We start from the raw sequence: 12,370 nt of genomic DNA, 5'->3' as shown, positions 1-12,370 counted from the left end.
TGCCGCGGCATCCGCCCGTCGGTCGCCGTCAGAGCGGCAGGAACATCACGTGCAGCCCGACGCGACCGTGGCGCGGCGAACGGAACGCCCCTGGGACCGTGCCGACGATCTCGAACCCGACGGAGCGCCACAGCCGGACCGCGGGCTCGTTCGAGGCGACGACGGCGTTGAACTGGATGCCCTCGTAGCCCTCGCGACGGTGCCAGTCGACGACCCAGTCGGCGAGCCGACGCCCCACGCCCGCGCCGCGCGCGTCGCCCGCGACCATGAACGACGCCGTGCCGACGTGGTCGCCCGGCCCCGGTCGGTTCGGTCCCATCTTCGCGGTGCCGACGATGCGCCCGTCGAGTTCGGCGACGACGGTGAGGCCGGGAGGCGTCTCGACCCAGAGCGCACGCGCCTCCTCGGGCGCGAGCGGCGTCGGATACGCGTAGGTCTCGCCCTCTCGCACGACCTCGTCGATCATCGCGAGCACCGCCGGCCAGTCGTCGGCGGCGAAGGGCCGGATGACGAGCTCGGTCACTGGTCGCCGAGGTCGGCGAGCCGGGCCTCCTCGTCGGCGTGGATCGCCGACTCGATGATCGGCTCGAGTGCGCCGTTCATGACCTGGTCGAGGTTGTACGACTTGTAGCCCGTGCGGTGGTCGGCGATCCGATTCTCGGGGAAGTTGTACGTGCGGATGCGTTCGGAGCGGTCCATCGACCGGATCTGCGACTTGCGCGCGTCGGACGCGGCGGCCGCGAGCTCCTCCTGCTGCCGCGCGAGGAGCCGGGCGCGCAGCACGCGCATCGCTGCCTCGCGGTTCTGCAGCTGCGACTTCTCGTTCTGCATCGCGACGACGATGCCGGTCGGGACGTGCGTGACCCGCACGGCCGAGTCGGTGGTGTTGACCGACTGGCCGCCGGGGCCGGACGACCGGTAGACGTCGATCTTGAGGTCGTTCTGGTTGATCTCGACCTCTTCGGGCTCGTCGACCTCCGGGAAGACGAGCACGCCGGTCGTCGACGTGTGGATGCGGCCCTGCGTCTCGGTGACGGGGACGCGCTGCACGCGGTGCACGCCGCCCTCGTACTTCAGGTGCGCCCACACGCCCTGCGACGGATCGGAGGCGTTGGACTTGATCGCGACCTGGACGTTCTTGTACCCGCCGAGGTCGGACTCGTCGCGCTCGAGGAGCTCGGTCTTCCAGCCCTTCGACTGCGCGTACTGGATGTACATGCGCAACAGGTCGGCCGCGAAGAGGGCGCTCTCGGCGCCGCCCTCGCCGCCCTTGATCTCCATGATCACGTCCCGGCCGTCGTCGGGGTCGCGCGGGATCAGGAGCCGGCGCAGCTTCTCCTGCGACTCGGCGAGGTGCTCCTCGAGTCCGGGGACCTCCTCCGCGAACGCCTCGTCCTCCCTGGCGAGCTCACGCGCCGCCTCGAGGTCCTCCTGTGCCTGCCGCCACGCGTCGTGCGCGGCGACGATCCGGCTGAGCTCGGCGTAGCGCCGGTTCACCCGCTTCGCACGCGCGGCGTCGGCATGCAGCGCCGGATCGGCCAGCTCGTCCTGGAGCGAGGCGTGCTCGGCGATCAGAGCCTGGACGGACTCGAACATCGATCAGCGGTGGTCGGACTCGTGGCCGTGCCCGTGTCCGTTCCCGTTGCCGCCCACCGGAGCCGACTTCTGCATGAGCAGGAGGAACTCGGTGTTCGACTGCGTCTCGCGGAGGCGTCCCAGCACGGCCTCGAGGGCCTGCTGGGGCTCGAGGCCGGCGAGCGCACGGCGGAGCTTCCAGGTGATCTTCACCTCGTCGGGCGAGAGCAGCATCTCCTCGCGGCGCGTCGACGACGCGTTCACGTCGACCGCAGGGAAGATCCGCTTGTCGGCGAGGTGACGCGAGAGACGCAGTTCGGAGTTGCCGGTGCCCTTGAACTCCTCGAAGATCACCTCGTCCATCTTCGAGCCGGTCTCGACGAGCGCGGTGGCGAGGATGGTGAGCGAGCCGCCGTTCTCGATGTTGCGCGCCGCGCCGAAGAACCGCTTGGGCGGGTAGAGCGCCGACGCGTCCACGCCGCCCGAGAGCACGCGGCCCGAGGCCGGCGCGGCCAGGTTGTAGGCGCGGCCGAGGCGGGTGATCGAGTCGAGCAGCACGACCACGTCGTGGCCGAGCTCGACCAGGCGCTTCGCGCGTTCGATCGCGAGCTCGGCGACCGTGGTGTGGTCCTCGGCAGGACGATCGAAGGTCGAGGCGATGACCTCGCCCTTCACCGTGCGCTGCATGTCGGTGACCTCTTCGGGGCGCTCGTCGACGAGCACGACCATGAGGTGGACCTCGGGGTTGTTGATCGCGATCGCGTTCGCGATCTGCTGCAGCACGATCGTCTTGCCGGCCTTGGGCGGCGCGACGATGAGGCCGCGCTGGCCCTTGCCGATCGGAGCCACGAGGTCGATGATGCGCTGGGTCAGCTTCGTCGGCTCGGTCTCGAGGCGCAGGCGGTCCTGCGGGTAGAGCGGCGTGAGCTTCTGGAAGTCGACGCGCGCGGCGGCCTCGTCGGCGGTCTGGCCGTTGACCGAGTCGATCTTGACGAGCGCGTTGTACTTCTGGCGGCTGCTGCCCTCGCCCTCGCGCGGCTGCTTGATCGAGCCGACGACCGCGTCGCCCTTGCGCAGGTGGTACTTCTTCACCTGGCCGAGGGAGACGTAGACGTCGCTCGGGCCGGGCAGGTAGCCCGTGGTGCGCACGAACGCGTAGTTGTCGAGCACGTCGAGGATGCCGGCGATCGGGATGAGCACGTCGTCGTCGAGGATCTCGGGCTCGACCTCGTCGCCCTGGCCCTGGCCCCGACGCTTGCGGTCGCGGTAGCGGTTGCGGCGGCCGCCGCCCTCGCCGTCGGCCTGCTGCTGGTCGCCGCGGCCCTGCTGGCCCCGGCCCCCCTGCTGCTGGTCCTGCTTGCCCTTCTCGGCGTCGCCGCCCTGGCGACCCTTGTCGGACTCGGCCTGACGGCCCTTGTCGCCCTCGGCCTGCTCGTCGGCACGGCGTCCGCCCTGCGGCTGCTCGGCCTTCTGGCCCTCGCCGCGGTCGGCGCCGCCGCGACGACCGCGGTTGCGGCTGCGGCCCTGGCGCTGCTCCTGCGCGGGCTGGTCGGCCTTGCCCTCGCCCTCGGCGGTGCCGTCGGCCTGACCCTCGGCCTGGCCCTCGCCCGCGTCGCCCTTCCGGCTCCCGGCGGTCGCCGCGGCGAGCTGCTCGCGGACGGCGGCGCGGGCCGCCTCGCGGGCCTCATCGTCGGACGAGTCCGCAGCGGGCGCCTCGCCCGCCGACGCGTCGGTGGGCACGAGGTCGACGCCGGTCGCTCCGGCGTTCGCGTGGGCAGCGGCGGCCGTGGCGCTCGTCGCGCGACGCGGCTGCCGGCCACGGCGGGCCGGCTCGGCAGCGGGCGCCTCGGCAGCGGGCGCCTCGGCGGCCGGCGTCTCGACGACAGGGGCGGCCTCGCCGGCGTCCGGTGCGTCGACGGCAGGGGCGGATGCCTCGGCCGCGGCCTCGGCTTCCGGGGTCTCCGCGGCGGCGGGCTCGACGACGTCGTCGGCCACTACGGCCGCGGCGCCGTCGGTGTGGGCGGAGATCAACTCCACGAGTTCTCCTTTTCGGCGCTTCGAAGCACCCGAGATGCCGAGCGATGACGCGAGCTCCTGGAGCTCGGCGACCTTCATGGTCGACAGGCGGGCGGCGTCCACGCGCTCGGCGTGGTCGGTTCCGTTGGTCACTGGGATTGTCCTTTCCCCTGGCCAGGCATTGGGGGTTGGCCGAGGAGAGCTGGTCGCGGCACGTCGCAGACGTGCGCACGAGGCGCAGATCTGCGCGATGGCGAAAGCATGAGATGCCGGGAATCGCACCGAACGGCGACGACGCAGGTGGTGCAGCGCCTACCGGGTGCGGGTCTCAGTCTAGCACCCGGCGATCCGCGGTCCGACCACGCGCCACGCCGTGCGGCGTGCATCGCGAGCCCGCATCACGCTCCCGCCGCTAGGGTCCGTCGGCCGGGGTCACCGTCGCGCCGAGGAAGTCGACCGCGAGCGGAAGCGCCTGCCAGGCCGTGTCCGCGGTCTCCTCGACGAGGCGCGCGGCATCCGCCCGCTCGCTCGGGTCGCTCGCGAGCACCAGGATCGAGGGCCCGGCCCCGGAGATGACGGCGGGATGCCCCGCCTCGCGCAGGCGACGGATGAGCCGGTCGGTCTCGGGCATCGCCTCGGCGCGGTAGCTCTGGTGCAGCTTGTCCTCGGTGGCGGCGAGCAGCAGCTCCGGGCTCTGGATGAGCGCTGCGACGAGGAGCGCGGAACGCGAGACGTTGAAGACCGCGTCCTCGTGCGGCACGGACTGCGGCTGCAGGCTGCGCGCGAGCGCGGTCGACATCTCGTGCTCGGGCACGAGCACGAGCGGCGAGACCCCGCGGTGCACCATGAGCTTCTTGTGGCGCGGGCCGTCGGGCGTGACCCACGCGATCGTGAGCCCGCCGAAGAGGGCCGGGGCGACGTTGTCGGGGTGGCCCTCGAGTTCGGTCGCGAGCTCGAGCAGCCCGTCGGGCGAGATCTCGACCTCGGGCTCGAGCAGCCCCTTGGCCGCCATGACGCCCGCCACGATCGCCGCACCCGAGGAGCCGAGACCCCGCCCGTGCGGGATGGAGTTGTGCGCGACGAGGCGGATCGGCGGGAGCGCGCGGCCGTGCCGCGCGAACGTGTGCGCCATCGCGCGGACGACGAGGTGCGAGTCGTCGAGCGGGACCTCGCCCTCGCCGACGCCGTGGACCTCGATCTCGAGTCCGGAGCCGACGACCTCGACCTCGAGTTCGTCGTAGCGGGCGAGCGCGAGCCCGAGCGTGTCGAAGCCCGGGCCGAGGTTCGCGGACGTCGCCGGGACCTTCACGTGCACCTTCCGCCCGAGGAGTGCGTCACGCGACGGCGTCGCCTCCGTCGAGGGCGTCGCCTCCGCCGAGGCGGCGGCGGCCGCGCTCATGCGCCGAGCCCCAGCACCTCGGCGACGTGCGCGACGTCCGCGGGGACGACCGTCGGCGCGACCTCGGACCCGTCCGGACGGCGGAGCGCCCACTGCGGGTCCTTCAGCCCGTGCCCGGTGACCGTGAGGACGACCTTCGCGCCCGCCGGCACCTGCCCGGCCTCGGCCCGCTCGAGCAGGCCGGCGACGCTGATCGCGGAGGCCGGCTCGACGAAGACCCCGACCTCCGCGGAGAGGATCCGCTGCGCCTCGAGGATCTTGTCGTCCTCGATCGCGCCGAAGTACCCGTCGGTGAGGTCGCGCGCCTCGAGCGCGAGGTGCCACGACGCCGGGTTGCCGATGCGGATCGCGCTCGCGATGGTCTCGGGGTTGCGCACCGGCTCGCCGCGCACGAGCGGTGCCGACCCGGCGGCCTGGAAGCCGAACATGCGCGGCAGCCTCGTGGCGTTGCCGGCCGCGATGTCCTCGCGATAGCCCCGCGTGTAGGCGGTGTAGTTGCCCGCGTTGCCGACCGGGATGAAGTGCAGGTCGGGCGCGTCGCCGAGGACCTCGACGACCTCGAACGCCGCGGTCTTCTGGCCCTCGATGCGGTCGTTGTTCACCGAGTTGACGAGGTGCACCGGGTAGTTCTCGGCGAGGTCGCGGGCGATGTCGAGGCAGTCGTCGAAGTTGCCCTGGATCTGGATGAGCTGCGCATCGTGCGCGATCGCCTGGCTGAGCTTGCCCATCGCGATCTTGCCCTCGGGGACGAGCACGGCGGCCTTGATGCCGGCGTGCGTGGCGTACGCCGCGGCGGAGGCCGACGTGTTGCCGGTCGAGGCGCAGATCACGACCTCGGCGCCGCGCTCGACGGCCTTCGTGACGGCCATCGTCATGCCGCGGTCCTTGAAGGAGCCGGTCGGGTTCATGCCCTCGAACTTGACCCATACGTCGGCGCCGGTCCGGCGCGAAAGCGCAGGCGCCGGCAGGAGCGGAGTGCCGCCCTCCCCGAGGGTGACGATCGGCGTGGCGTCGGTCACGTCGAGGCGGTCGGCGTACTCCCGGATGACGCCGCGCCACTGGCGCGACGGCGCCTTCGTTGCCTGGTGGTTCACTCTGCTCCTTCGACTCGGATGACGGAAACGACGGAGGTCACGACCGGAGAGTCGGCGAGCGCACGCACCGTCTCGGCGAGCGCGGACTCACGCGCCTCATGGGTGCCGATCACCAGCGTAGCCCGGCCGTTCTCGTCGTTGATGGTCTGCTCGAGCTCGCCGACCGAGACCCCGTGGTCGGCGAACACGTGCGCGATGGTCGCGAGCACGCCCGGCTGGTCGGCGGCCTCGATCGTGATGGCGTAGCGGGTCGTGATGCGGCCGATGTCGAGCACGGCCAGCTCGGCGTGCGTCGACTCCGCGGTGCCCGGCCCGCCGAGCACGTGGCGTCGCGCGATCGCGACGAGGTCGCCGAGCACGGCCGAGGCGGTCTGCACGCCGCCGGCGCCCGCGCCGTAGAACATGAGCGGACCGGCCGCGGCGGCCTCGACGAAGACCGCGTTGTTGGCGCCGTGCACCGCTGCGAGCGGATGGCTCCGGTGCACCATGGCGGGGTAGACGCGCGCCGACACGCCCTCCTCCCCCGTCTCGGGGTCGGCCAGGCGCTCGCAGATCGCGAGGAGCTTGACGACGTAGCCGGCGCGCTTGGCCGACTCGACCTGCGCGGCCGTCACGCCGGTGATGCCCTCGCGATGCACCTGGTCGACGGGCACGCTCGTGTGGAACGCGAGGCTCGCGAGGATCGCGGCCTTCTGGGCGGCGTCGTAGCCGCCGATGTCGGCCGTGGGGTCGGCCTCGGCGTAGCCGAGCTCGGTGGCGGTCGCCAGGGCGTCCTCGAGCGAGGCGCCGGTGGTGTCCATCCGGTCGAGGATGAAGTTCGTCGTGCCGTTCACGATGCCGAGGATCCGGTCGATGCGGTCGCCCGCGAGGCTGTCGCGCAGCGGCCGGATGATCGGGATGGCACCGCCGACGGCGGCCTCGTACGACAGCTGCGCGCCGACCTGCTCGGCCGCGGCGAAGAGCTCGGGCCCGTGCGTGGCGAGCAGCGCCTTGTTGCCCGAGACCACGTCGGCACCCGAGGAGATGGCCTTCAGGATGAGCGTGCGCGCGGGCTCGAGCCCGCCCATGAGCTCGATCACGATGTCGGCGCCGAGGATCAGCGACTCCGCGTCGGTCGTCAGCAGCTCGCGCGGCAGCGCGGCGTCGCGCGGGGCGTCGACGTCGCGGACGGCGATGCCGACGAGCTCGATCCTCGCGCCGATGCGATTGGCGAGCTCGTCGCCCTGCTCGAGCAGCAGCCGGGCGACCTGGGAGCCGACCGAGCCGGCGCCGAGCAGCGCCACGCGGATGGAACGGTATTCGATCATGCGGTGACTCCGTGTGCGTCATCGTCGTGGTCGGGCAGTCCGGCGTCGCGCGCGAGGAGGTCCTCCTCGCTCTCGCCGCGCACGATCACGCGCGCGGCCCCGCCGGAGACGGCCACGACCGGCGGTCGTGGCACGTGGTTGTAGTTGGACGAGAGCGACCAGCAGTAGGCGCCGGTCGCCGCGACCGCGACGAGGTCGCCGGGGGCGACGTCGTGCGGTAGCCAGTCGTGGTCGACCACGACGTCGCCGGACTCGCAGTGCTTGCCGACGACGCGCACGAGCGCGGCCGGTTCGTCGGAGACCCGCGATGCGAGGCGGACCGTGTAGGCGGCGCCGTACATCGCCGTGCGGATGTTGTCGCTCATGCCCCCGTCGACCGACACGTAGTGGCGCCAGCCGTCGTCGGTCGGCACGGGCTTGACGGTGCCGACCTCGTAGAGCGTGATGCCGGCCGGGCCGATGATGGAGCGACCGGGCTCGAACGCCAGCCGCGGGACGGGCACGCCGTACCGGGCCGATGCCGCGGCGACCGCGCGCGCGATCCCGTCTGCGATCTCCTCGATCGGCGCGGGCTCGTCGGCCTCGGTGTACGCGATGCCGAACCCGCCGCCGAGGTTGAGCTCGGGCACCGGGGCGATCGCCGACAGCTCGGCGTGCACGGCGAGCAGCCGCTCGGCCGACTCGGCGAACCCGGCCGCGTCGAAGATCTGCGACCCGATGTGGCAGTGCAGGCCGACGAAGTCGAGCGAGTCGTGCGAGCGGATGTCGGCGACCACGCGCCCGGCGTCGGGCAGCGCGACCCCGAACTTCTGGTCCTCGTGCGCCGTCGCGAGGAACTCGTGCGTCGACGCGTGCACGCCCGAGTTGACCCTGAGGCGCACGCGCTGCACGCGACCGGCACGCGCCGCGGCATCCGCCACCCGGAGCACCTCGACCTCGCTGTCGATGATGATCGTGCCGACGCCCGCGCCGACCGCGCGCTCGATCTCGCGCACCGACTTGTTGTTGCCGTGGAACCCGATGCGGGCCGGGTCGGCGCCCGCGGCGACGGCGACGGCGAGCTCGCCGCCGGTCGCGACGTCGATCGCGAGCCCCTCGTCGGTCATCCAGCGCGCGACCGCGCCCGAGAGGAACGCCTTGCCGGCGTAGTAGACCGTGACCGAGGTGCCGACGGATGCCGCGGCCCGTTCGAAGGCGGCGCGGGTGCGTGCGGCGCGCGAGCGCGCGACCTGCTCGTCGACGACGTAGAGCGGCGTGCCGAAGCGTGCGGCCAGGGCCCGGGCGTCGACGCCGCCGACCACGAGTCGCCCGGCGTCGTCGCGGTGCGCGCCCTCGGGCCACACCTTCGGCTCGAGCGCGTTCGGGTCCGCGGGCGCGCCGCGCAGCGCGGGGACGGATGCGCTGGAAGACACGGGGAACCCTCACGGACGATGGAACGACGGATCGCTCGGACGGCGAGCGAACCCGGATCGGTTCCTGAAGCCTCGGTGCGGACCGCCCTCGTGAGGCGGCGTACCGGCGAGTCTACCGACGCCCGGCGCGGTGGCCGAATCGGCGACGACACCCGACGACGCGCGCCTCGCCCGGCGTCGCCGGCCCCGGGCCCGCCGAGGTCAGCCGCACGTTCCCGTGGTCGCGAGGGTCTCCTCGGCGAGCGGCAACCCGCTCGCCTCGAGCCGGACGGTCGCGAGGTCGGGCTCGACGTCGATGCCGGAGACCTCGACGCCCTCGGGCAGGCGGTCGGCGACGCAGATCGGGACCGGGTCGCCGCCCAGGATGCGGTCGACGAGGCCGGACGCGTCGAAGCTCCCGCCGCCGGCGCTGATGTCGGCCGCGACGGGCCGGAGCAGGACGCGATCGCCCGCCGCCTCGGGCTCCGCCGTGATCGAGAAGCCGATGGGGATGCCGAGGAACGTGGTCTCGTCCTCGTACGCGACGGTCCCCTCGCCGAGCGTCAGCCCGCCCGTGATGCCCTGCGACGCCGCGATCTCGTCGACGGCGTCGCCGTCGATCGACGCCACGACCTCACCGCGTTCGAGGGTGCCGCCCTCGGCGAGCGGGACGCCGTACGCGGTGACCGTCACGTCGACCGGGACGCCGTTCACGACGAGCTCGGGCGCCGTGGCGACCATCTCGTCCATGCTCCCGGTCATCGCCTGCCAGAGCGCGGAGAACCCCCGGATCTGCACGCGGACCTCGCCCTCGACGCCTTCGGGCAGCGACCGCTCGATCGAGTCGGCGACGTTCCGCTCGGCGATGCCGCGGCCGACGGTCTCGACGAGCACCAGCAGGGCCGCGATCACGGCCAGGACGACGAGCACGGCGACCACGACGCGCCCGCCTCGGCGCGGACGGCGCGACGCGGCATCCGCCCCGCCCACGGGCTCGACGGGAACGGTCTCGGCGTCGCGCGAGGTCATGCGGGCGAGGCTACATGCGCTCGGGCGCCGACACGCCGAGCAGGTCGAGGCCGTTGCGGATGACCTGGCCGGTCGCGTCGTTCAGCCAGAGGCGCGTGCGGTGCAGGTCGCCGATCGGCTCGTCGCCGAGCGGCAGCACGCGGCAGTTGTCGTACCAGCGGTGGTAGAGGCCCGCGAGCTCCTCGATGTACCGCGCGATGCGATGCGGCTCGCGGAGCTCGGCGGCCTGCGCGACGATGCGGGGGAACTCCTGCAGCGCGCCCAGCAGCGCCGACTCGGTCTCGTGCGCGAGCAGCTCGGGCGCGAACGCCGAGCGGTCGACGCCCGAGGCGTGGGCGTTGCGGGCGACGGCCGACGTGCGCGCGTGCGCGTACTGCACGTAGAAGACGGGGTTGTCGTTCGTGCGTCGACGCAGCTGCTCGGGGTCGATCGCGAGCGGCGAGTCGGCCGGGTAGCGCGCGAGCGTGTAGCGCAGCGCGTCGGTGCCGAGCCAGGCCTGCAGGTCGTCGAGCTCGATGATGTTGCCCGCGCGCTTGGACAGCTTCGCGCCGTTGATCGACACGAGCTGGCCGATCAGCACCTCGACGTCTCTCTCGGGGTCGTCGCCGGCCGCGCCCGCGAGCGCCTTCAGTCGGTGCACGTAGCCGTGGTGGTCGGCACCGAGCAGGTAGATCTTGTGCTCGAACCCGCGGTCGCCCTTGTCGAGGTAGTACGCGGCATCCGCGGCGAAGTAGGTGTAGACGCCGTTGGCGCGACGGATGACGCGGTCCTTGTCGTCGCCGAAGTCCGTCGTGCGGACCCACACCGCGCCGTCTTCGTCGAACACGTGGCCCTGCGCCCGCAGGCGCTCGACCGCGGCGTCGATCGCGGACACGCCGTCGTCGTCCTTCGCGTGGAGCGCCCGCTCGCTCGTCCACACGTCGAAGTGCACGTTGAAGCGCTCGAGCGACGCGCGGATCTCGGCGAGCTGCAGCTCGTAGGCGATCTCGCGCGCGGTGTGCAGCGCCACCTCGTCGTCGAGGTCGAGCAGGTGCGGCTCGCGCTCGACCACGCGCGCGGCGAGGTCGGCGATGTACTGGCCCGGATATCCGTTCTCGGGCGTCGGCTCGCCCTTGGCGGCCGCGATCACCGAGGCGCCGAAGTTGTCCATCTGGTTGCCGGCGTCGTTGATGTAGTACTCGTTCGCGACCCGTGCACCCGCCGCGCGGAGCACGCGGCCGATCGAGTCGCCGAGCGCCGCCCACCGGGTGTGGCCGATGTGCAGCGGGCCCGTCGGGTTCGCCGAGACGAACTCGAGGTTGACGACCCGGCCGGAGAGCGAGTCGCCGTGCCCGTACGAGGTGCCGGCGTCGACGATCGCCTTCGCGAGCGCACCCGCGGCCGCGGCATCCAGCCGGATGTTGATGAAGCCGGGACCGGCGACCTCGGCGCTCGCGACGCCGTCGACCTCTGCGAGGCCGGCGGCCAGTTCGGTCGCGAGCTCGCGCGGGTTGCCGCCGAGCGGCTTGGCGATGCGCAGCGCGATGCTCGAGGCCCAGTCGCCGTGCTCGCGGAGCTTCGGGCGCTCGAGCGTCACGGCGTCGGGCGCGAGGCTCAACTCGACCTCGGCACCGGCCTCGCGTCGTCGTGCGACCAGGGCGATGACGAGGTCGTACAGGGCACGCGAGAGGTCGGCGGGAGTCACTCGAAGATCCTACCGGGCGCCCGTTGCTATCGTTTCCCGCATGCCGCGCCCGAACGCCCCCCTCCTCCGGCTCCGACCGGTCGCGCTCGCCGCGGCCGGCGCGACCGCGCTCGCCCTCGTGCTGTCCGCCTGCACGGACCCCGCCGCGTCGCCGGCGGAGACCTCGGCGCCCGCCGCGAGCGGGTCCGCGGCGGCGACGGCGCCGGCCGAACCGACGATCGAGCCGGAGCCGACGGAGGAGCCGATCCCGTTCGAGGTCGCGTGCGAGGAGATCCTCACGCCCGACCAGGTCTACGCGTTCAACCCGAACTACGGGACCGCGCCCGACTACACGCCGTCCGCAGCGACGATCGCCGACGTGGTCGACGCCTCGGGGACGGCGTGCGGATGGAGCAACCAGACGAGCGGCGAGGTGATCGAGGTGGGCGTGGCCACGCTCCCGGAGCACGCGTACGAGCTCCAGGTCGGCGACGCGGCGCTGCGCTCGAATCCCGTTCCCACGTACGGCACCCCGCCCGAGGTCGAGGGCTTCTTCCGCCAGTCCGGCGGCGTCGGGCAGGCGCAGGTGTTCGCCGACGGGTACTGGATCGTCGTCGAGTCGCCGGTGCTCTTCGAGCCCGGGGACGCCCAGGGTCTCGTCGCCGACGTCATCGCGAACGTCGTCGGCTGAGCCGATCGACGAGGGGTCCCGGCGTGCGCCGGACGGCCTCGCAAGTGGTAGTGTTTCCTGCTGTGCGCCTCCGTAGCTCAGGGGATAGAGCGCCGGTTTCCGGTACCGTAGGTCGGGGGTTCGAATCCCTCCGGGGGCACGTTGTGATGTCTCGCGACATATGTCTCATATGTCGCGAGACATCTGTCATTTCTGGGGCCATCTG

Annotated in this window: 10 protein-coding genes and 1 tRNA gene; 2 read left to right on the top strand and 9 right to left on the bottom strand. The window is 72.7% G+C overall.

Features of this window, described 5'->3' with window-relative positions; translation table 11 throughout:
- Positions 1-28: 28 nt before the first annotated feature.
- The 9 genes from GLX25_RS04900 to argS form a co-directional block, all read right to left on the bottom strand.
- Positions 29-523, bottom strand: a complete 495-nt coding sequence (locus GLX25_RS04900) for a GNAT family N-acetyltransferase (RefSeq protein ID WP_271192562.1) — start codon at positions 521-523, stop codon at positions 29-31.
- Positions 520-1,596 carry a peptide chain release factor 1 gene (prfA, locus tag GLX25_RS04895; protein WP_155841199.1) on the bottom strand — a complete coding sequence of 359 codons (1,077 nt, stop codon included), beginning with the start codon at positions 1,594-1,596 and terminating at the stop codon, positions 520-522. Before prfA ends, GLX25_RS04900 begins: the two co-directional genes overlap by 4 nt.
- Positions 1,597-1,599: 3 nt before the next feature.
- Entirely contained in the window at positions 1,600-3,690 is a 2,091-nt protein-coding gene (gene rho / locus GLX25_RS04890) for a transcription termination factor Rho (protein WP_240898172.1), read from the bottom strand.
- A 313-nt stretch (positions 3,691-4,003) separates the two neighbouring features.
- Complete coding sequence (thrB, locus tag GLX25_RS04885; protein WP_155841197.1) at positions 4,004-4,990, bottom strand: homoserine kinase; 987 nt, start codon at positions 4,988-4,990, stop codon at positions 4,004-4,006.
- Positions 4,987-6,084 (bottom strand): threonine synthase, encoded by a 1,098-nt coding sequence (thrC, locus tag GLX25_RS04880; RefSeq protein WP_166548451.1) that lies wholly within the window; start codon positions 6,082-6,084, stop codon positions 4,987-4,989. Before thrC ends, thrB begins: the two co-directional genes overlap by 4 nt.
- On the bottom strand, positions 6,081-7,391 hold the full coding sequence (locus GLX25_RS04875) for a homoserine dehydrogenase (RefSeq protein ID WP_155841195.1): 1,311 nt from the start codon (positions 7,389-7,391) through the stop codon (positions 6,081-6,083). The genes thrC and GLX25_RS04875 overlap by 4 nt, the downstream gene beginning before the upstream one ends.
- A complete protein-coding gene (gene lysA / locus GLX25_RS04870; protein ID WP_166548450.1) occupies positions 7,388-8,803 on the bottom strand; it encodes a diaminopimelate decarboxylase in 1,416 nt (471 codons plus the stop codon). The genes GLX25_RS04875 and lysA overlap by 4 nt, the downstream gene beginning before the upstream one ends.
- 201 nt (positions 8,804-9,004) lie before the next feature.
- The gene (locus GLX25_RS04865) at positions 9,005-9,811 is read right to left on the bottom strand and encodes an LmeA family phospholipid-binding protein (protein WP_155841193.1); all 807 of its coding nucleotides are present in this window, start codon (positions 9,809-9,811) and stop codon (positions 9,005-9,007) included.
- A 10-nt stretch (positions 9,812-9,821) separates the two neighbouring features.
- A complete protein-coding gene (gene argS / locus GLX25_RS04860) occupies positions 9,822-11,495 on the bottom strand; it encodes an arginine--tRNA ligase (RefSeq protein ID WP_166548449.1) in 1,674 nt (557 codons plus the stop codon).
- A gap of 40 nt (positions 11,496-11,535) precedes the next feature.
- Here argS and GLX25_RS04855 point away from each other — a divergent pair, with 40 nt between their 5' ends.
- Together GLX25_RS04855 and GLX25_RS04850 are read left to right on the top strand one after the other, a co-directional pair.
- Positions 11,536-12,165 carry an iron ABC transporter ATP-binding protein gene (locus GLX25_RS04855; protein ID WP_155841191.1) on the top strand — a complete coding sequence of 210 codons (630 nt, stop codon included), beginning with the start codon at positions 11,536-11,538 and terminating at the stop codon, positions 12,163-12,165.
- Between the two features lie 66 nt (positions 12,166-12,231).
- A tRNA-Arg gene (locus GLX25_RS04850) sits at positions 12,232-12,304 on the top strand.
- Positions 12,305-12,370: the final 66 nt, after the last annotated feature.

Source organism: Agromyces luteolus (genome assembly GCF_009729855.1).
GTDB lineage: Bacteria > Actinomycetota > Actinomycetes > Actinomycetales > Microbacteriaceae > Agromyces > Agromyces luteolus.
The sequence above is the reverse complement of the archived record's forward strand: the minus strand, read 5'-3'. Positions and strand labels throughout refer to the sequence as shown.

Bases quoted from the DNA above. Each gene is read 5' to 3' on its own strand.
- prfA (WP_155841199.1), bottom strand. From the start codon at position 1,596: ATGTTCGAGTCCGTCCAGGCTCTGATCGCCGAGCACGCCTCGCTCCAG.
- rho (WP_240898172.1), bottom strand. From the start codon at position 3,690: ATGAAGGTCGCCGAGCTCCAGGAGCTCGCGTCATCGCTCGGCATCTCG.
- thrB (WP_155841197.1), bottom strand. From the start codon at position 4,990: ATGAGCGCGGCCGCCGCCGCCTCGGCGGAGGCGACGCCCTCGACGGAG.
- GLX25_RS04875 (WP_155841195.1), bottom strand. From the start codon at position 7,391: ATGATCGAATACCGTTCCATCCGCGTGGCGCTGCTCGGCGCCGGCTCG.
- GLX25_RS04865 (WP_155841193.1), bottom strand. From the start codon at position 9,811: ATGACCTCGCGCGACGCCGAGACCGTTCCCGTCGAGCCCGTGGGCGGG.
- GLX25_RS04855 (WP_155841191.1), top strand. From the start codon at position 11,536: ATGCCGCGCCCGAACGCCCCCCTCCTCCGGCTCCGACCGGTCGCGCTC.